This window comes from Actinomadura nitritigenes (assembly GCF_017573545.1).
Lineage (GTDB): Bacteria > Actinomycetota > Actinomycetes > Streptosporangiales > Streptosporangiaceae > Spirillospora > Spirillospora nitritigenes.
The window spans coordinates 67,492-86,484 of sequence record NZ_JAGEOK010000039.1; the positions used below are offsets into that span (position 1 = coordinate 67,492).

Annotated in this window: 20 protein-coding genes and 3 pseudogenes; 8 read left to right on the forward strand and 15 right to left on the reverse strand. The window is 67.7% G+C overall.

All coding sequences use genetic code 11. From position 1 onward, the window contains the following. Positions 1 to 6: 6 nt before the first annotated feature. The 6 genes from J4557_RS41330 to J4557_RS41355 all read right to left on the reverse strand — a co-directional run bounded on the left by J4557_RS41330 (position 7) and on the right by J4557_RS41355 (position 6,889). Complete coding sequence (locus tag J4557_RS41330; protein WP_208272292.1) at positions 7 to 228, reverse strand: MbtH family NRPS accessory protein; 222 nt, start codon at positions 226 to 228, stop codon at positions 7 to 9. A gap of 94 nt (positions 229 to 322) precedes the next feature. After that, positions 323 to 1,903, reverse strand: a complete 1,581-nt coding sequence (locus J4557_RS41335; RefSeq protein ID WP_208272293.1) for an MBL fold metallo-hydrolase — start codon at positions 1,901 to 1,903, stop codon at positions 323 to 325. A gap of 108 nt (positions 1,904 to 2,011) precedes the next feature. Continuing rightward, positions 2,012 to 2,998, reverse strand: coding sequence for a guanitoxin biosynthesis L-enduracididine beta-hydroxylase GntD (gntD, locus tag J4557_RS41340; RefSeq protein ID WP_208272294.1), 987 nt, complete (start codon positions 2,996 to 2,998; stop codon positions 2,012 to 2,014). Between the two features lie 560 nt (positions 2,999 to 3,558). Then, on the reverse strand, positions 3,559 to 4,338 hold the full coding sequence (locus J4557_RS41345) for an AfsR/SARP family transcriptional regulator (RefSeq protein WP_208272295.1): 780 nt from the start codon (positions 4,336 to 4,338) through the stop codon (positions 3,559 to 3,561). Between the two features lie 493 nt (positions 4,339 to 4,831). Next, on the reverse strand, positions 4,832 to 5,899 hold the full coding sequence (locus J4557_RS51970; protein WP_208272296.1) for a methyltransferase: 1,068 nt from the start codon (positions 5,897 to 5,899) through the stop codon (positions 4,832 to 4,834). 111 nt (positions 5,900 to 6,010) lie between these two features. Then, the gene (locus J4557_RS41355; RefSeq protein WP_208272297.1) at positions 6,011 to 6,889 is read right to left on the reverse strand and encodes a M56 family metallopeptidase; all 879 of its coding nucleotides are present in this window, start codon (positions 6,887 to 6,889) and stop codon (positions 6,011 to 6,013) included. Positions 6,890 to 7,025: 136 nt separating this feature from the next. Here J4557_RS41355 and J4557_RS41360 point away from each other — a divergent pair, with 136 nt between their 5' ends. Beyond that, a complete protein-coding gene (locus tag J4557_RS41360) occupies positions 7,026 to 7,415 on the forward strand; it encodes a BlaI/MecI/CopY family transcriptional regulator (RefSeq protein WP_208272298.1) in 390 nt (129 codons plus the stop codon). Positions 7,416 to 7,604: 189 nt separating this feature from the next. Here J4557_RS41360 and J4557_RS52330 read toward each other — a convergent pair. The 4 genes and pseudogenes from J4557_RS52330 to J4557_RS41375 all read right to left on the reverse strand — a co-directional run. Continuing rightward, positions 7,605 to 7,679: pseudogene (locus tag J4557_RS52330) on the reverse strand (hypothetical protein); the annotation flags it as partial. Between the two features lie 125 nt (positions 7,680 to 7,804). Continuing rightward, a pseudogene (locus J4557_RS41365) lies at positions 7,805 to 8,353 on the reverse strand (integrase core domain-containing protein); the annotation flags it as partial. A gap of 776 nt (positions 8,354 to 9,129) precedes the next feature. Further along, complete coding sequence (locus tag J4557_RS41370) at positions 9,130 to 9,633, reverse strand: hypothetical protein (RefSeq protein WP_208272300.1); 504 nt, start codon at positions 9,631 to 9,633, stop codon at positions 9,130 to 9,132. 143 nt (positions 9,634 to 9,776) lie between these two features. After that, entirely contained in the window at positions 9,777 to 10,268 is a 492-nt protein-coding gene (locus J4557_RS41375; RefSeq protein ID WP_208272301.1) for a hypothetical protein, read from the reverse strand. Between the two features lie 584 nt (positions 10,269 to 10,852). Between J4557_RS41375 and J4557_RS41380 the strand changes: the two genes are divergently transcribed. Genes J4557_RS41380 through J4557_RS41390 form a run of 4 tightly spaced genes read left to right on the forward strand, consistent with a single transcriptional unit; the run spans position 10,853 to position 12,159 of the window. Then, the gene (locus J4557_RS41380) at positions 10,853 to 11,215 is read left to right on the forward strand and encodes a transposase (protein ID WP_208272311.1); all 363 of its coding nucleotides are present in this window, start codon (positions 10,853 to 10,855) and stop codon (positions 11,213 to 11,215) included. A gap of 39 nt (positions 11,216 to 11,254) precedes the next feature. After that, positions 11,255 to 11,629 (forward strand): IS3 family transposase, encoded by a 375-nt coding sequence (locus tag J4557_RS41385; RefSeq protein WP_208272302.1) that lies wholly within the window; start codon positions 11,255 to 11,257, stop codon positions 11,627 to 11,629. After that, positions 11,614 to 11,823, forward strand: coding sequence for a hypothetical protein (locus tag J4557_RS52335; protein ID WP_372442581.1), 210 nt, complete (start codon positions 11,614 to 11,616; stop codon positions 11,821 to 11,823). The genes J4557_RS41385 and J4557_RS52335 overlap by 16 nt, the downstream gene beginning before the upstream one ends. Positions 11,824 to 11,853: 30 nt before the next feature. Continuing rightward, positions 11,854 to 12,159, forward strand: coding sequence for a DUF7677 family protein (locus J4557_RS41390; protein ID WP_208272303.1), 306 nt, complete (start codon positions 11,854 to 11,856; stop codon positions 12,157 to 12,159). Positions 12,160 to 12,184: 25 nt separating this feature from the next. Here J4557_RS41390 and J4557_RS41395 read toward each other — a convergent pair. Continuing rightward, a pseudogene (locus J4557_RS41395) lies at positions 12,185 to 13,013 on the reverse strand (IS5 family transposase). Between the two features lie 108 nt (positions 13,014 to 13,121). On the opposite strand from J4557_RS41395, the gene J4557_RS41400 reads away from it, so the two are divergent. Next, complete coding sequence (locus J4557_RS41400; protein WP_208272304.1) at positions 13,122 to 13,373, forward strand: hypothetical protein; 252 nt, start codon at positions 13,122 to 13,124, stop codon at positions 13,371 to 13,373. Between the two features lie 71 nt (positions 13,374 to 13,444). After that, positions 13,445 to 13,768 (forward strand): SHOCT domain-containing protein, encoded by a 324-nt coding sequence (locus J4557_RS41405; protein ID WP_208272305.1) that lies wholly within the window; start codon positions 13,445 to 13,447, stop codon positions 13,766 to 13,768. 165 nt (positions 13,769 to 13,933) lie between these two features. Here J4557_RS41405 and J4557_RS41410 read toward each other — a convergent pair whose 3' ends face one another. From J4557_RS41410 to J4557_RS41425, 4 genes are all read right to left on the reverse strand, one after another. Next, positions 13,934 to 14,203, reverse strand: coding sequence for a heavy-metal-associated domain-containing protein (locus J4557_RS41410; RefSeq protein WP_208272306.1), 270 nt, complete (start codon positions 14,201 to 14,203; stop codon positions 13,934 to 13,936). A gap of 460 nt (positions 14,204 to 14,663) precedes the next feature. Further along, on the reverse strand, positions 14,664 to 15,068 hold the full coding sequence (locus tag J4557_RS41415) for an integrase core domain-containing protein (RefSeq protein ID WP_208272307.1): 405 nt from the start codon (positions 15,066 to 15,068) through the stop codon (positions 14,664 to 14,666). A 359-nt stretch (positions 15,069 to 15,427) separates the two neighbouring features. After that, positions 15,428 to 16,699: a hypothetical protein gene (locus J4557_RS41420; RefSeq protein ID WP_208272308.1), complete on the reverse strand. Its 1,272-nt coding sequence runs from the start codon at positions 16,697 to 16,699 to the stop codon at positions 15,428 to 15,430. A 158-nt stretch (positions 16,700 to 16,857) separates the two neighbouring features. Then, positions 16,858 to 17,304: an SET domain-containing protein-lysine N-methyltransferase gene (locus J4557_RS41425; RefSeq protein WP_208272309.1), complete on the reverse strand. Its 447-nt coding sequence runs from the start codon at positions 17,302 to 17,304 to the stop codon at positions 16,858 to 16,860. 1,303 nt (positions 17,305 to 18,607) lie between these two features. Between J4557_RS41425 and J4557_RS41430 the strand changes: the two genes are divergently transcribed. Then, entirely contained in the window at positions 18,608 to 18,835 is a 228-nt protein-coding gene (locus J4557_RS41430; protein WP_208272310.1) for a hypothetical protein, read from the forward strand. Positions 18,836 to 18,993: the final 158 nt, after the last annotated feature.

Below are 18,993 nucleotides of genomic sequence, written 5' to 3' on the forward strand. Positions count from 1 at the left end.
GACGCGTCATTCCCCGTCGAGCGCCAGGCGCAGGCTCTTCGGACGCATGTCGGTCCAGGTCGCGCGGAGGTACTCGTCGCACTCCTCCTTGGAGGCGTGCACCCCCGTCTCCTTCCAGCCGCCGGGGACCGGCAGGTCACCGGGCCACAGCGAGTACTGCTCCTCGTCGTTGATCAGAACCTTGAATCGCGCCTCGGGCGATTCGAAGTCGAAGCTCACCGTCCGCACGTCACTCTCCCTCGGTCGTCGCCTGGTCGTGGGGGTGCCTGGTCGTGGTGTGCGCCTGGTCGTGGGGCGCGCCTTGCGGCGTGGTGCTCGGGCCCTACCAGCGCCACTCGCGCTGCCCGAGCAGGTGCTCGGCCTTCACCCCGTTGTCCGCGCACCAGGTCATGAACTCGTCGATCTGCTTGAGCTGGTAGGACTCGTCGTTGTAGCTGGTGGCCATGACGTGGCCGAGCCAGTCCTCCTCGCCCATGGCGTAGATGTAGGCCTCGCCCGCGCCGAGCTCGGTCACGATCGCGCCCGCCTGGGCCGCGTTCGAGCCCGACAGCTTGCGCGAGTCACTCATCTTCTTGGTGATGGGCTGGGTGAGCAGTGCCTGGTAGAGCCAGGTGAGCGGGGCGCCGTCGCACTCCATGCCGAGGAAGGCCATGTCGGCCGTTCCCAGGTGCTCGCGTACATGGCGGTAGAGCGCCGGGTCGATGCCCGAGGAGTCCGCTCCGACGAAGATCCTGCGGCCGGCCATCTCGACCCAGAACGTCGACTTGGCACGGATGTCGAGGTCGGCGTGCTCGCCAAGGAACGGCGTCGCGGTGACCTTGCCGCCGGGGAACTCCACCTCGTCGAAGTCGTCCACCTCGACGACCGGCAGCCCCAGATGCTCCAGGTAGAGCCTCAGCGACGGGTCGCAGAGGTTGCCGCGCGACGAGCGCGGCACCACGACGGCGCCCACGCGGCCGCGCAGCTGCAGCAGCGTCTCCAGCACGATGTGGTCCTGGTGCCCGTGCGTGATGAGCACCAGGTCGATGTGGTCGGGCAGGTCGTCGTAGGTGTAGCGGCCGCTCGCGTCGCAGTCGGCGCTGATGAACGGGTCGGTGAGGATGGCCGCCTGGGGCGACTGCAGGGCCAGGCACGCGTGTCCGTAGTAGCGGACACGGCCTCCGGACTCGATGTGGCGGTCCGGACGCAGCGAGCTCTCGCCGGTGAGCAGCCCGTCGAGCAGGGCGAACTGTGACTCCTCCAGTTCGAGTGCCTCCCGAAGCGCCGCCGTGGTGGTGGGGCGGATGCGGGCCTGGAACAGGTTCTGCAGTCCCGGATGCCGGAACGGGATGGCCAGGTCGAGGACGTCCGGAGACGCGAGCCGCGGTGTGCTGAGGATGAACGGGCGCTCTTGGCCGGGCTCCAGCGACAGCTGGACCGACTGCCGTGCCTCGGTGTACGCGGGACTCTTGTAGACCAGCGGTTCCATGAAGCGCAGCGACGCCTGGTTGCCGGTGTCGTAGGCGATCTCCACCAGGCCGTTGAGCTCGGCCGGCAGCTTGGAGTAGAGGGGCGTGAGGTCGAAGCCGGTGGCCTCCTGCCGGACCAGGTCCTCGGCCTGCGCGATCGCCTCGGCGAACCGCAGCATGTCCGCCCGGTCCCGCCTGATCGAGGCGAGCAGCTCGCGGATCTCGCCGCTGCGCTCCTCGGCGACGTTGACGAAATAGCCGCCGCGCAGATCCGGATTACTGCTCGCCGCCACGTGCACCTGCGGCGCCTGCAGGTACGACTCGAGCATCGGCACTTGCAGAAATGCCAGATTCATCGATGCCTGCACGGGGGCGACCGTGTGAGCCCAGGCATAGAAACTGTCGACCAGCGGCTCGATAATCACATTCGACCGAAGAAATCGAGGGTCGTCCATAGGGTTTTCTCCTTCAGGCAGCGCCCATGCTCACACAGCATCGGAAACCCGAACAAGAGGACGCCATACAGGCTCCATCCGGGCCCCACGGAGCCACATGCGTCGAATTCACCGGATGGCGCGTCCGACCCGCGCCGCCCGCGACTTGCGCAGGTCGCTCGCGACGTTGATGCGCTTGAGCCACCGGTCCGTCCCGTCGTGGCGAGGCGTGAACGGCTTGCGGCCGTGCACGACCCGGTAGTTGTCGAGGAAGCAGAAGTCGCCGCTCTCCAGCCTCAGGTCGAACATCAGCTCGTCCATGGACTTGGTGAGCTCGTCCAGCGCGGCCTGCGCCTCGCGGTCCGCCACGCCCATGAAGTACGGGTCGGCCCTGATGTAGGGGCGGTCCGGGTCGCCGAACAGGACGGCGACGCGTTCGGGAGACCGCTGCATCTCCTCGACGCGCTCGAAGGCCTCCTCCGCCGGCTGCGAGTTGTTCTTGGGCAGGTGCGACTCGTCGGGGCGGATGCTGAAGCGCTCGCCGGACAGCACCTCCCTGACGCTCGCCGGCAGGTCGAGCGCGTCGACGTAGCCCACGGTCGTCGCCGCGGCGTACGGGTTGCGCAGGCACGCGAAGCCCAGGAAGTCACCGCGCAGAGGATGGAAGGCGTCCTCGGTGTGCCAGGTCAGCAACGACTCGCTGCTCGAGCCGAGCTGCTCGTGCTCGTGCCCGCGGATCGGCACGACGTCGTGGACGAGCCGCCCGTCCTGCTGCGTGGCCCATCCGATCGGGTCGCCGAGCAACGACCCGTACAGCACCAGGAGCAGTTCCTCCCGGTGGGCGCGCGAGTTCCCCTCCCGCTCCCGCCAGTGGGCGGGCGTCGCCCCGAGGCGCTCCTGGTCGACGACGTAGCCGGAGATGCACAGCACCCCCGACATCCGCTCCAGCCGGAACTCGTTCAGGCACCTCCTGATCCGCGCCGGAAGCCGGTGCGCCAGCACCGTGGCGCACTGGAGGGCCTCGTCGGAATCGAGGTCGGTCAGCTCCCCCTCCGCCTCGTCGAGGAGCCGGTCGATCTCACGCAGTTCAGCCGCGTCGATCTCCAGCCTGTCCATGCCGCAACACATCCTCTCCCTACAATCGACTCGACGATCGAAACCCGCCAGCCCGGTTGACTTCGACATCGACATCCGCACGTGTTTCATGCTCTGCGCTGCCTTGCGAACGCTAATTCGCACTCTTCACCGGGCGCTGGAGACCCAACACCGCCAGTCAGAGTCGGAGCTGATCCGTCATGGACTCGGGCGACCGGCCACCACCTTTCTTTCTCCGGCTTCGGAGCATTCTTGAATGCCCCTGGATCCGACGTCATGGTTACATACCCCGAGTCTCGCGACAAGCGATACTATTACCCCGCCATACCCGCGCTATCGGCACTCCACCGAAACACATTGGGTGCGCTTTCAGGCGCCTGAAGAACCCTTCCCCGGGGCTTCGGGAACGGATGACAAGAAAACACGAAGAAGCCCGCGCCCCCTCAACCGGGGACACGGGCGCCGTACAGAGCATCAGGCCCGCTCGACGAGACCGCCCGCCGCGACGGCCTACGAGCGGAGCGGAGCGCTCGGAAAGGAGGCCGCCCAGCGACGCGAACGCGGCGAGCCGCCCAGACCCGTCAGTGGATCCGGGCCTTCCATACAGGATTGCTGAGCTCGGCCGCGGGCACCTGCCTGAGGATCGACTTCTGCAGCTCCTGGAGCTCCCGGCCCGGCTCGATGCCGAAGTTCTCGGAGAGCCGGCGCCGCATGATCGCGTAGTTCTGCAGCGCCTCCGCCTGCCGGCCGGACGCGTAGAGGGCGAGCATGAGCTGCGCGCGGAAGATCTCGTGCAGGTGATAGGCCGAGACCGCCTTGTGCAGCTCGGGAATGATCTGCCGGTGCCGCCCGAGGTCGAGCTCGGCGCTGAAGAGCTCCTCGTAGGCGGCTATGCGCTCGCCCTCCAGAACGCGCGCCTCCTGTTGGACCGTTTCACCCGGAATGCCGGCGAACGCGCTGCCCCGCCAGACGTCCAGCGCGCTCCGGAAGGTCCGCGCGGCGTCCGCCTTGTCATCGCTTCGGGCCATCGCCCGCGCCGTGTCGACCTGCTGCCGGAAGTACCAGAGGTCGGTCTCGGCATAGTCCACGCTGAGCATGTAGCTGTCGGTGCTGGTCTTGAGCTCGACCCCGGACAGCGGGCGCAGCAGCTGGCGCAACCGGTAGATGTAGGACTGCAGGGTCGTCTGCGCGGTCACCGGGGGGCGCCCGTCCCACACGAATCTGATGAGCCGTTCTATTTGCACCTCGTTGTTCGCCTGGAGGAGCAGGGCCGCCAGTACCGCCCGCTGCTTGGGTGCCGTGATGGAGATGCGCTTTCCCAGGTTTTCCACCTTCAGATTGCCCAGAATCAGAAAGTGCATCGCCACTCTCCCTCCGACCGGCACCGCGCGGCGTTCCAGTGATGATCATTTCGGATGATAGCCACCCGGAATGACCCCAACAAGCCTTGATCACCAGCCGCAGAGCGTCACACGCGTATCACTCAACGCGAGATCAGGTTTGCCTATCCTAACTCCACGGCGCCACACATCGGACCCATTTCGTCGCAGAACTCGCCCCCTCTCGGCGATCGAACGACCATGACCGCAGGCTAGCGACCGAAAGGCATCCGCTCTCGGTCAGATCCCGGCTTGATCGCCGTTCCCCCCGGCCTCCCGCGCCCGCCCGCGAGCACGCACCTAAGAATGCCTAAGGTGCCACTAAGAGTTCGCGATCGTCACTACGGGCCCGGCCGCGTACTTCTTTGGCTGCACGGCCACAGTCGGCCCCTTATGCCGCCACCGAGGCTCCAACGAAGGTCCATCGGATCACGATCCGTCCGACCACTTAGCGCAGGGCGAGAAAAATCACGCGTCAACCGCGGATGGAAAGCAGCAGGGGAACCACCCTGTCGATGCCTTTTCCGTGCAGCTGCCGCAGCACCTGTCCGGCGTCGTCCGGACCGTCCACCAGAAGGCACCGCGCAGGTATCCGCCCCTTCACGATGGCGGTCGCGGGGATGGCGAACATCGGGGCGTCGACCTCGGTGACCGTGTGGTCCCGGCCGTCCAGCCACTCCGCGACGATGTCCGGACGCCCCCGGGGCACGGGCACGATGATCAGCACCTGCACCAGCGCGCCGGCTTTGAGCCGGGTCCTGCCCAGCTCACGCACGATCGACTCGGCCGTGAACGGGCCGGACTCCCCGGCGCGGTCCCGGGGCGGACGGCCGGGCGCGTTGAAGACCACATGATCGTGACCGTCCAGCCCGTCCTCGAACCCGGCCACCCGAAAGTCGCCCGCCCGGCCGTTCACGAGCGCGTTGACCTTCGCGAAGAGAACTGCCCGCGGATTGATGTCGATCCCGGTGACCGACTCGTGATCGGCCGCCATGGTCAGGGCGAGAAAGCCCGAACCCGTACCGACGTCCAACAGACGGCCACCGCGGCCGGAGACCTCCCGGCGCATCACCAGGCTGCTGGCATGAGGCGGCATGACAAGGTCGGGATTCAGGTTCATCACCGGCCGCTCTCCCACGCAGGAGAACAACGGATCAGACAAGAAGTACATCCCTGAATGAGGGGACACGGAGACGGTCGGTCTGACCCGATCCCCCAACTCCACCATGTCCAGGGTTTCGAGAATGACCCGCAGGTCCCGGCCCAGCACGCTGGTGTATTGATGGCGCTCGACATCCCCGTTGCGGACGAAGAGGTGCGTCAGCATCCCCTCGGACGTGCGAACGAGTTCAGCGACCCGCCCATACGATCCGAGTGCATACAACGCCGAACGCCGCAGCAGGTCATCAATATCCCTGGCCCCCAGAACCCGGGCCGCCGATCTCTCGTCGAATCCGCCTTCACGCAGACAGGGAACAAGGCGGGCAATGGCACCGGCGATATCCGGTGAATCGATATCGACGTCGGCGCCCCACCGGATCACGACCCCGGATCGTACCCCCGAACCAAAACCCTGTACAGGCCCGGGATACAGACCGCGCTTGACGAGCAGGAACTCGTCCTGTCAACACGACGGAGCCGACCACCGCCGGGGTCACGGACGGGCAGTGCCGGCCAAGGCGAGCAACTGGCAGAGGTCGCGCACCGCCTCCATCGCCCACACCATCGAGCCGGCCGCCAGCAGCAAGGGGACGATCGCCGGCCAGGTCAGGTACCGGGACCGGCGTGGTGTCAGCAACTCGGCCACACGCCGCGGAACCTCCCCGGGCCGGACGGCCCTGGCGAAGGAGAGTCGGAGCGATGACTCGTCCACCGGCCGACGGGTGGCGGCGAGGGCGGCGGCTCCGATGGCACGAGCCACTGCTCGCCGGTCCCCGACCGTGCCCACGGCCCGCTCGTCGGCCGCGCGCTCGATCAGGTAGGAGACGCGGTGCGCGACCCAGCGCAGAGCCGGATGCACCGCACCCGCCAGCTCCGCCGTGAGCATCGACCGGGGGTGAGCGGCCTCCAGATGGGCACGTTCATGCGCCACGAGCACAGCGAACTGATCGTCGTCCAGGACGGCGCGCATACCGGTCGTGACGACGATCCGCCCCGGACGGCCGGGAACGGCGAACGCGCCGATCTCGTCGCTCTCGATGAGGACGACCTGCTCCAGGCCGGGAAGCTCGGCGATCTCGCAGACGAGTTCCCGGCTGCGACGGAGCCTGCGCCATACCCGTACGGTGGCGACGGCGGCGTGGGCCAGCATGGCCACCGACACCCAGGAGACCCAGCGCTCGTGCGCGGTGTCCTGCACGATCGTGCGCTGCGACAAGCCGAATCGAGCGGCGACCCAGGGCACCTCGCCCGCGGCCTTGACCGTGAAGGCGCCCAGACTGACGAGGGCCGCCACCGCCGCCACGGCGGCCGACCACGTGAGCGCGGCAACGCCGGCGGCGGGCGGCAGGCGGTCGGCCAGCAGGGCCGCCATGCCCATCACCGCGGCCGGTATGACGAGCACGGACCATACGAAGTGATCGAACACGATCATTCCTGACGTTGAGGACTGTTGATCAGTCTGACACCGGCGCGCGACTCCCGAGTGCAGGGTGGCTACAGTTCGTACGATGACGCCGAAGGCCCCCGGCCCCCCTCCACCGCGCAGGCGCCCAGGGGAACTCGAGGCCCAGATCATCACCGTGCTCGTCGAGGCCGGCGGCTTCCTGACGACCGGCGAGGTTCTGGATCGGCTCGGTCCGGGGGGCGGGCTCTCGTACAGCACGGTGGTGACGACCCTCACCCGCCTCCACAAGAAGGGAGCCGTCGTCCGCAGCCGCCACGGACGCGCTTTTCGCTACCGGGCCGTGGCCGACGCGGCGGCGCTGACCGCGTCCCGTATGAAACGCCTGCTGTCGGACGAGGCCGACCGCGCGTCGGTCCTCCGCCGGTTCGTGAGCGCCCTCGATCCCGACGACGAGGAGATCCTGCGCGAACTGCTCCGCGATCAGGACGATTGACCGCTTGCCCGCATCGGGTGAAGCGTCGACCTCCGATGCCCCGCCTCGCCCTCCAGCGCAACCCGCACACGGGATAACTCCGGGCGCCGTGCGGACGTCACCTCGCGACATAGGGGCGATACTCACCCGCGCGCTTCGAGAGGCACCGCCGGCATAGGTGGCGGCCAGCCCGGCACCGGAATACCGGTCGGAGCGGCGTCCCGGAGGAGCCCCTCGATCAGTTCGGCGACGACCTCGGGGGCCGCTCCCTCCGACGAACCGCAGGGCGCGCCGATGCTGTGCCGCTCGATTATTGAGTTACGTGGCCTGAGCTGTAGTGATGCGGCGTGATGGTATTCGTTGATCACGCCCGTGACGACAGGCTGGGCTTCGGTCTCCGGGGGGCATTGGTTTCGGGCTTGCTGCGGCCGATGGCCGTTGTAGTGATCCAGGTACTCGCCGAGCACCAAGACCAGGTGCCGCTCCCCCAGGATCAACACCCGGTCCAGCAGTTCGCGACGAAGGGTTCCGACCACCTGTTCGCAGATAGCGTTCATCCGCGGCGTCCGCGGAAGGGTCCTGATGATCCGGACGCCTTCGGCTTTGAACACCTCATCGAAGGCGCCGGTGAAGACCGGGTCGCGGTCGTGGATGAGGAGGCGTAGCGTGCCGATGCGGTCGGCCAGGTCAATGGACAGGTTGCGGGCCTGCCGCACCGCCCACGTCCCCGTCGGGCACGCGGTCACCCCGCCCAGGTGCACTCTGCGGGTGCCGTGCTCGATGAACAGCAGCACATACAGCCGCTTGAGCAGCACCGTCTCCACCACCAGGAAGTCACAGGCGATGATCGCGTGCGCTTGCGCGGCCAGGAACTGCCGCCAGGTCGGCCCGGCCCGACGAGGCGCGGGTCCGATACCGGCGGCGTGCAGGATCTCCCACACCGCCGACGCCGCAATCACGTACCCCAGACGGGCCAACTCTCCCTGGATCCGCCCGTGCCCCCACGTCGGGCAGATCGACGCAGGCCGCCCCTGACGGGGCCGCGCTGATGCGACAGTTTCGGACTTTTAATCCGGGGGGTGTCGACCGACCGGGAGCCGCTCGCCACCAGCATCTGCATCCATCCAGGTGGCAGACGGTCCTGCTCGACACACCACTCCATCGACACGAACCAACGACGACTGGCCGCTCCTGCGGCCCGCACAGCAGATTATGATCTTGCCCGTCGTAGATCGCCTCCCAGATTACGGGGAGCCGCAGGGGAGCCAATCGGGGAGCCAACGTGGCCAGACTCCACCGGACCCGCCGCGACTCCCCCAGGGCGTTTTCGCAGGTGAGAAGCTCCCCGATCGACCCCCCATCGACCTTGATCGAGTGGTCTGCTGTGCCTGGGGGTCAAGGGGTCGTGGGTTCAAATCCCGCCGTCCCGACAGAGAAAGGCCAGGTCAGAGGGGCTTCGGGGATCACTCCGGAGCCCTTTTTCGATCTTGAAGGTCGATGGGGAGCCAAAAGGGGAGCCACCGTCACCCGACCTACGCCGACTTGCTCGGACCGAACACTGCTCTGGATCAACGCGTGATCCGCCGGACGCGTCCTAGACATCGCGTAAAGAACCCAATTCTTGTGAGGTGCAGGCTCAGTTCCGAGCAGAATCCCCACCTCAATGGGAGGCCCGTCCCCGCCAACGGCAGCCCCATGTCCGCATCCGCTGACGAGCGATCGCCGGATAACGGGATCAGGTGAGCGAGGTCTCGTACCGAACGCTCGTCATGAACGCCCGTCGCTCCGCAGCGGTCAGTCGACCGGAGTTGACCAGGCGGATGAACCGGCTCTCCATCCCCTTCAACGCACCCGCCACGAGCATGTCACTGACCCGCGCGCCGGAATCGTCAGTGGCGGTCAGGTGCAGGACGGTGGTGCGAGGCGATGCCTGATCGACGCGGATGGCATAGACGATGGTCGCCGACTCGTACTTCATGCGCATCGTCGGGCACCGCTCTGCCTCTCGACGCATCGTGGTCGGGTCCGGACCGCCTCCCTTCTGCGACCAGGCCTTCACCCACAAGAGCGACTTGCCGCTGTCACTGAACCCCGCTGTCATGTCCGGCTTGCGTTGCTGGTCGCCCAGCAAGTCGTACAGACGCCGACACGAATTCGGGCTGATATCCGAAACACTCGGTTGGTCTTCGTCGGCGACAGGATCCTTGACCCAACCGGCGTCTTTGAGCTTGTCGTCCAAGGACGGAGAGTGCCGGTCACCACAAGCCGACGCGAGAACGGCCAGCATCGCCAAGACGACACAGGCTCTGCTCACCGTCCGGACCGGCCTGCGAGGGTGAACCTCGCAGGCCGGCCGCGAGGACGGAAGTCCTCCAGGCACTACTAGTTCCGCAGGTAGCGAGTCGGCGAGTAGTGCGTCGGCAGCGTCCAGATGTTGCCGTGCTGGCCGAAGTGGTTCATCTTCGTGCGGTACTTGTGGCTGCCGCTGGGCATGCTCTTGACGGCCAGCACATAGATGGAGACCGTGCCGTCGTCGTTGCGGGTCCCGGTGCTGTAGCTCACCTTCGGTGAGCCGACGTTCTTCCACTTCGTACCGGACAGGTACTGGATCTGGGCCTCGGTGTGCGCCTCATCGAGCTTGTCCGAACAGCGCACCAGCGCGTAGCCGCGCACTTGGCCCTTCTTGGGCGACCACGGCGTACCCTTCGCGATCCCCGTGGGGCCCGCCCACCATCCGCAGGTGATGTGGTGCTTCGCCTGGACCTTGCCCGGCCCCGGCGACGGAGTCTGAGCCGAAGCGTTCGATGCGGTGATGAGGCCGCCGACCAGAATCCCGGACGTGACCAGCCCGACGGTGAAACCACGCGATGACATGAGATGCCCCTTCTCAGTCGGATTCGCATTATCAGCGCACGTTCACGAGTGCGCGATGCTTGATCAAGATTATTCGCACGTTCCAACGACCTCGGCAACCCCAAGTTGCCCGGCAGTCACATTTTCAACTACTTTCTCGAAAGAGTGGTCGAGCATCTTTGCTGCTCACGGGCACCATGTGACCCATCGTCAACAGGTGGGCGCTGTACGGAACGAATCAGCCGAGCGGAACGTGAGCGAAATCGCCGATGGCCCTCTCCGAAATGAGGACCTGCGCCCCTCACAGAGCGCCGCATCAGCGGCCCGCCTTCATTGGTGGGACTTCCCACACGGTGCGTGCCTGTCCGGTCGCGAAGGCGTGCCGCAGGGTGTGCGGAGACGGAGGCTGCACCGTCCGACCAAGTCGGCGTCGAGGGCGAGCTGGTGGAGGACGCGGGCGGTCAGGCGGCCGCCGGCTACGCCAGCCTGAAAAGCGGTCCGCGACCGCGGCAGGGCGACGACCACGAGGTGGCCGGCGTCGAACGCCGCGCGGCGTGCGGCCAATTTGAGGTGCCCCGGGTTCGGTGAAGTTTTTCAAGCCGGTCATGATCTCGGCTGGCGGGGAGGAGAATGACCGTCGATGGCAGCACCACACAAATACCCCCAGGAACTTCGGGGACCGGGCCGTGCGGCTGGCGCTGGAGTCGGACCGCCCGATCGCTCAGATCGCACCCGATCTGGGCATTCACCGCGAAGCCCTGCGCACCTGGGTCCGGCAGGCCCAGGCCAGGCCGGCTACCGCCCTGAGCAGCTCACCAGCGCTGATGGTGAGGAGCCCAAGCGACTCCGCAAGGAGAACTCCGAGCTCAAGCGAGCCAACGAGATCCTCAAAGCGGCCTCCGCGCTTTTCGCCGCCGAGCTCGGCCAGAGCCGGACGAAGTAGTCATGGGGGTCGACCACCTGCGTGACCGCTTCGGGGCCGAGCCCGTCTGCCGGGTCCTGGACCTGTGCCCGGCACCTACTACGGCCGCAAACGCCGCCCGCCCTCGCCACGCGCCCAGCGCGACGCCGTCCTGATCGAGCAGATCAAAGACGTCTACCGGGCCAACTACGGCGTCTACGGCGCCCGGCGGGTGCACCGGCAGCTGCGCCGGCAGGGCGTGCAGGTGGCGCGGTGCACGATCGAACGGCTGATGCTCGAGCACGGCCTGGAGGGCGTGCGCCGTGGCGCCAAGAGCCGCATCACGGTGCCCGATGAGATCGCGCCGCGGCCGCCGGACCTGGTCAACCGGCGCTTCGTCGCCGACCAGCCCGACCAGCTGCGGCTGGCCGACATCACGTACGCACCTGTCAGGGCTGGGTGTACGTGGCGTTCGTACTGAATGTCTTCTCCCGCCGGATCGTGGGCTGGCAACTGGCCGACCACCTGCGCACCGACCTGCGTCTCGACGCACTGGAGATGGCGCTGTGGCAACGCAACCGCGACCGGCCACCTTCCGCCCGGCGCCCGGGGGGGCGGCCTGATCCATCATTCCGACCGCGGCTGCTAGGCCGTGTCGTCAAAAGATCTTGCTGAGGCGGTGCGGCGGTCGTGCATGATGCGTGCGTGGAACATCTTTCTGTCGACGTGCGCGCTTCGCTTCGGCTGTTCGCCTTCTACTTGGCCAACGGCACCATCGATGTTGAGTTGCTCGATGGGTTCGACTACCGCTCGACCGTCTTTCACTCCGGCTCGTCGTTGGAGCAGGTCTTCGCGATCTACGGCAATGTGCTGCAAATTGACGCAGACGGCATGGTGCTGAATGACGGGGATGCGCAGTACCGGGTCGCGCAGTGGATCCGGGGGTGCTGCGACCCGGGCTATCGGGTCGAGCCGCCGTTCGAGGCATGGGAGACCGAACTTCATCTTTGAGGACCGGACGCTCGTCGTCGGGACATCACGCCCACATCAGGAGCGAGGCGAGTGCGATCGCGGCTTGGTAGGACTCGGCGGTCTTGTCGTAGCGGGTGGCTAGGCCACGCCACTGTTTCAGCCGGTTGAAGCACCGCTCCACCACGTTGCGCCGCTTGTACAAATCCCGGTCGAACGCCGGCGGGTGGCCGCCGGCGCTTCCCCGTCGGAGGCGGTTCGCGACCTGATCGGCCCGCTCGGGGATGGTGTGCGCGATGCCCCGCCTCCGCAGCCAGGTACGGATCGCCTTGGAGCTGTGGCCCTTGTCGCCGATGACGTGGTCCGGCCGTATCCGGCGTCGTCCCGGCCCGATTCGGGGAACCCGGATCGTGTCCATCACGGCGGTGAACTGGGTGCAGTCGTTGGTGCTCCCGCCCGTCAGCGCGAACGCGGGCGGACGACCCAAGCCGTCGCATGCCAGGTGGATTTTGCTGGTCAGTCCACCTCGGGACCGTCCGAGGGCAGGGCCGGGGCCCCCTTTTTCGGGCTCCGGCGGCGTGCTGGTGGGCGCGGACGATGGTGGAGTCGACCGATACCAGCCAGTCGATGTCACCGCCCGCGTCGGCCTGCGCTTGCGTGGTCTGGAGCATCCGCTCGAACGTGCCGTCCGCCGCCCACCGGCGGAAACGGGTATGGAGACTGGCCCACGATCCGTACCGCTCGGGCACGTCCCGCCAAGCGACCCCAGTGCGGAACTTCTACACGATCCCGTTGAGCACCATCCGGTCATCCAGACGCGGCCGCCCCAGCACGGACCTGGGCAACAACGGCTGCACAAGTTCCCACTCGGCATCGGACAGTTCATGGCGACGTATCACCCCCACCATGATCCAAGATTCAAGATCACTTTGACGACACTCCTAAGGGCACTGTCCGTTGTACGCCAAGCTGGGCCATGTGTCGCGGTCTCTGAGGAGGCAGTCATGACCTCGTCTCGCAACCCGTATGGCCCGCCGGCCGGTACCTCCACGCACGGATCGGAAAGCGGCCACGACCCGCAGCATCACGGGGGTCACGGCTGGATGATGATCGCCTGCTGCATCCCGATGCTGGCCGTCGCGATCGCCCTCGTCGCCACCGGCGTCGTCAGCATCGGCTTCCTGGTGGTCGCCGTCGGCTGCTTGGCGATGATGACGCCCATGATGCGCGGCGTGGGCGGCCACGGCTCCTCCTGATCGGCCGCGCGGCCTCAATACGCGATCATGCCGCGCGCTCGGCGCTCGCAAGCCCTAAGCAGTGACGCACGATGATGTTCTGGAACTCCGATCACATGAACGGGTGGAGCTACGGCTTCATGGCCGTCGGCATGGTCCTGTTCTGGGGGCTGCTGATCTTCGGGATCGTCATGCTGGTCCGCTTCCTCGGAAGTAGCCCCTCCCGCACGCAGACACCGCCCGCCCAGCCGCCGCATCCTTCTGCCAGCGGAGAGCAGATCCTGGCCGAACGGTACGCCCGCGGCGAGATCAATGCCGAGGAGCATCAAGAGCGCTTGGACGTTCTACGCGGCACCGCCCGCCCCGCGATCAACCGCAAGCCGCCCAGCGACCGGCCTCCACCGACAACACTGTGACACATCCCCGTTAGTGGAAGACTTCTGGCCGTGGCGGACGCGACCTACGGCCGGTGGCCGTAGGTCGGGCTCAACGCCCTGCTGCTTGCGGCCGAGTCACTGGCTTTGGGCGCCGAGGGGAACGATCGGATCAGAGGCTGGCTGTCCCGACGATCGCTCTGCCCATCACGGCGCGCTCGCGTCGTCCCCTCGCCCGCCTTGGCCGTGTGTGCGGCATTCGACCAGCCAGTTCCACAGCTCGGACACTTCTGCGTGCGCATCGTGAATAACCACGGCCTTGCGCGTAACGGGATCGACGTCTGCTTCGAGCACGCCCGGCCGCTGAAGTAGCGCAGCGATCGCTGTCTCACGATCGCCGGCCCACGGAATGTCCCGCAGGTCTATTTTGATTCGGCATGTCGGCCCGTGGTGTTTACTTCTCTTGTTCCTGCCCATGGCTGACCTCTTGTTGCTCGAGGCGAGTGGATGGCCGACGCACTCGCGGCCCGCAGCAAGGGACCTCCCCACCCCGGAACGACCACATCCACAGCACTTGGCCCAACTCTAGGAAGATTTCGTCAAGCCCGACCGCCCCCACGGCAACTCCAGGTTCCGGGCGATCGGGTGCGCAGAATTTCGCCACCAGATTCCGTCCACGAAGAGTCGCGGGCCCGCCGCGAAACGTTGGGCCGGGACATGACCCGCTGCAGTCCGCCGCCGGGCCCTGGGTCCGGAGACGCGGCTACAGGATGCGCACGGATGCGGATGGAGATGCCGGCGTTGTTCCTGCCGAAGACCTCGTCCGTGCAGGTCAAGCGGCATGTTCGTACTCGTTGAGGGCTCTACCCAGACGCTGCGTTCTTCGGACGTTCAGGTGGGTGGTCTGGACTTTCGGTGATCGGTGGAGGCAGTGGCTTCAACGGGCGGGCGTTGGCGATGCCTGGTGAGGCCGATGCTCGTTGTAAAAGGTCTCGAACTCGCGGGGGACGTAGAGCAGGTGCCGCTGGTTCCAGATCAGCGCTCGGTCGAGGAGTTCGCGGCGGCAGGTCTGCACCCACCGCTCCATGACCGCGTTCATTCTCGGCATCCGCACCTCGGTCGGCACCGCCGGGACTCCGGCATCCGCCAGGACAGCGTCGAACGACTCGGGGAACTTGCCGTCCCGGTCGCGGATCAGGAACCGTGCCCGGCAGCCGGCGTCTTCCAGGTCCATGACCAGGTTCCAGGCCGCCTGGGTCACCCACGAGGCGGTCGGGTGAGCGGTGGCGCCCAGGATGCGGATGCGGCGGGTGTGGTGCTCGATGACCGAAAGAACGTACATGTGGGTGCCGGTGAGTGGCGCGGTCTCCAGGAAGTCACACGCCAGCAGTGCCCCGGCTTGGGAGCGCAGGAAGCCGGCCCAGGTGGTGGCGGAACGCTCAGGTGCCGGATCGATGCCGGCGTTCTTGAGGATTTCCCAGATCGGAGGCCGCGACCTCGACGCCGAGCACCAGCAGCTCGCCGTGCACCCGCCGGTAGCCCTAGCTCGGGTTTTCCCGCACCAGGCGCAGTAACAGCAAGCGGATGGAGCAGACGGTCGGCGGGCGGCCCGGCCGCTTGGGTTTGGATCGGGCGGCCTGCCGAGCCGCGATCAGGTACCGGTGCCAGCGCGGTACGCCAACCGCACACGAGCGCCGGTCATCACCAGCGGCGGTGGCGGGCGGCCGCGATCAACGCGATGATCACGATGCCGGTGACGGCGGGCAGTAGGTAGACGAACGCGGCGAACTCCGGGGTGCGGGCGACCGTCCGCACGTGGGCGTGCGACAGCGCCGCCAGGTCGAAGTAGCCGCTGACCGAGCTCGCGATGCCGACGAGCTGGATGATCCCGATGACCGCGAGGATGTCGGCCTGCCGCGCCCGCAAGCGGCTGTCGAAGCGCTCCGCGGACGAGCGCAGCAGGTCGCAGACGTGGTCGACCAGGCCGGTGAGCCGGACGTGGTTCTCGCGCATGCCCCAGCCGGCGACGTACCGGTCGAAGACGCGCGCCTGCCAGGGCACGAGCGCGTTCCGGTACGCCTCGATCTCGGAGTCCCACAGGTGCAGTTCGAAGCGCAGCTGCTGGAAGGCGAGCAGCAGGCCGGCGGTCTCCCGCCGCTCCTGCCGGACGCGGTCGAAGTCGATCGCGAGGATGCGGGTCCGCAGCTCGCGCTGCATGAACCAGAGCGCCTGCGTCTTGATCGCCAGCGGGGCCAGGAGCAGCAGCGTCCGCAGCGTGCTCCCCATGGCCGTCGTGTAGCTGAACCCGACGTGCAGGTACGAGGCGAGCGCCGGGGCCAGTTCCAGCTCGTCCGCGGCGTTGTGGGCGTCGCCCTCCTCCTCCTCGTGGATGTGCGTCAGCGGCGTCGGCGGCGCGTCCGGTGTCTCGACGAGGCAGAGCAGTTGCGTGGCCTCGGGCCGGATCACGGCCCCGGTGACGGGCAGGCCGAGGGCCCGGGCGAAGCCGGCGGCCTCGCTCAGGCCGGCGGCGGGCCGCCCCCCGAAGGCGGCGGCGTCGAATCTGCGGCGAGCTTCGGCGTGGTCCAGCCGGGCCGCCAGCTCGTCCGCCGCCAGGTCCACGGCGACCGCGGTCGCGACGACGAGGCCGTCCCGGCTCGACACGAGCGCCCACGCCGCCGCGGACACCTTGCCCTGGACCGCCCCCCAGTCGAAGGCCTCGCGGACCCGCCGCGCGAACTCCGGTAGCCGCCGCATCACGCCCGGGTTGAATCGCGACCCCGCGATGGCGCCCTCGAGGCGGTCGAGCGGGTCGAGCCCGGCGCGGGCGCCACCCCGGTCGGCCAGCGGCGCCTCACCGTAGCGGGTGCCCGCGCCCGGCGGCGGCCAGCTCGCGGACCTGGTCATGCGCCTCCAGTCGGACCAGGTCCGCTCGTCCAGTGCGGCCGGTGAGACGAACAGGAAAACGGCCGACACGATAGGCGCTCCATGTCTGGGGGCTCGACGCTAGGGCCAGCACCATCGAGTCTGGCCGGAGATGGCGCGAGATGATCGGGCGTTCGCCTGTTTCATGGGACTTCGGCCGGTTCAGGCCGTGCCCTGTCGCACGGCGCGTTCTTATGGTGAGGGCGGCATTAGGGTGCGGGGCGGCGGAGGTAGGCGCCTTCCGGGGCGTCCAGGTAGCGGGGCGGGAGCGGCTGGGCCGTGTAGTCGAGCGTGAGCTCCTCGCCCGCCGCGATCGAGCGGACGGTCGAGACCGTCACCCCATCGGCGGCGATCGCCAGGTTCGGCTCGGTCGCATGGTTGATGTAGCCGTAGCTCGTCCGGAGCGGCCGGACGAGCAGCACCTCCGGCGAGATCGCGTTCCATTCGAGCGCGAACAGCGCTTCCGGCAGGTCGTCCAGCCGCACCCGCTGGCCGTCCAGGGTCACCACGCGCTCACCGGCCGCGCGCGCCCGGGTCGAGAACAGCCCCCGCCCGTGGATCGCACTGCGCCTGAGCCCGGCGTCGGCGATCGTCCGGAGGTGGCCGTGCGGGCGTCCGAGGTTCTCCCACATGGCGTCCGACGGGACAGGTGCCACGGCTGCTCCGGAGGTCGGGTGAACGTGCTCGACGCGTCCCCCGGATGGTAGTCCCGCCCGGAGATATGCCCCATCCCCGCGTGCGCGGGGAGCAGTCATCGGCGGGGACGGTGTGCGCCTCGTAGTGGGGGCATCCCCGCGCCGGGGGTCCCCTGGACGTGGCCACGTGGCCACGTGGCCACGGGCAGCCTCTGCTCGTATGCTCACCACGCTCGCGCAGATGGTGCTCTCCTGAAGGGAATCCACGCACCTCCGGCAATGCTCATCGGCGACGAGCGAAAGCCGACCACCAGGCGAGGCCGACGACATACCGGCCTGCGCCACATCTCGGTCTGCACATCCAAAGACCCGTCCGTGCAGCTCGGATGGAGCGGCCAGGGGGTAGGAGCAAGATCAACGACCACCCATGTCGGCTCGTTGTCGGCTCGGCGGTTCCGAAACGGATCGGCATGCGGCGACACGCGCCAGCATGGGAACGGGCTGCATGCGGACGACTCGGCATAGAATGCCCCTGAGAGTGCTGCTCTGATATGAGGCTTCGGACTTTTGATCCGCAGGGTGTCTAGCTGCTGGGATCCGACCGCCGACATCCGTGTTCATCCAGGTGAGAGGCGGCATTGTCTGGCAGTCCACTCCATCGACACGAACCAAAGGCGACTGACCCTGCGGCGGATTCCGCTGCCGAATATGATCTCGTTCGTCGTTGCGCACCGCCCACGTTGCAGGGAGCCGCAGGGGAGCCAAATGAGGAGCCACCGTAGGTGGACCCCCCGGACCCGCCGCGACTCCCCAAGGTGTTTCTGCAGGTGAGAGGCTCCCCCCATCGACTTCCCTCGACCTTGATCGACTGGTCTTCTGTGCCTGACTGCTGTTCCCCGAGGCAGACGCACGCCGCGGCGTTTAGGACGCGCTCGTCACGACCGAGCGCCTCCAGGCGATCATCGAGGAGATGCTGATGCTCGCCTGCATCGATATCCGCCCCCGCACCGTCGAACCGGTCGACCTGGCCGTCCTCGCGCGCGAAGAGGCCCGTTAGGCAAACAACAGGCCGCCTTTTGGGGTGCATGCTGCCGAACCGGTGACGGTCACCGGCAACCACCGTGTAACTCGCGGGCGTAGTTACCAACCTGCTCCTCAACGGCTAAGCGGAACTTTTCGTTCGCCTGCTACATCACCCCCCGAGTACAAGCGCCGCCAGTACCCGCCCGGCCCCAAGGTCACCCCGAAGAACTTCGGCCACAACCGCCGCCTCCCCATCACCACCCGCTGGCGCGAGAAGTGATTGTGGGGGCAGGATGGCGTGATGCACTGGCCCCCCTGGTGGTTGATCCTCATGTGGATCGTCATCGTCCCCCTGGGCGTCCGCATGCTCGTCAACCCGACCAAGGGCTGGTCCCGCTCACGGCGCGACTGGGCCGAGGACCATCCCGGTGACGCCGACAGTTCCGGCTGGCTCGCCCAGACCGAACTGCAGGCCCTCATCGGCCTGCTGGCCGTCGCCGTCTGCACGGCGGCGTGGCTGCTGCACTAGCGGCCGGCTCCCGCCGGACGGCGGTCACTCGCGGTGGTGGCTCTCGCCGGGCCAGCTGGAGTCGAGGTCGACCGGGTCGGGGTCGATGCCGGGGACGATCTGCTCGCACCAGACGACCTTGCCGGCGGCGGTGCGGCGGGTGCCCCAGCGGTGCGCGA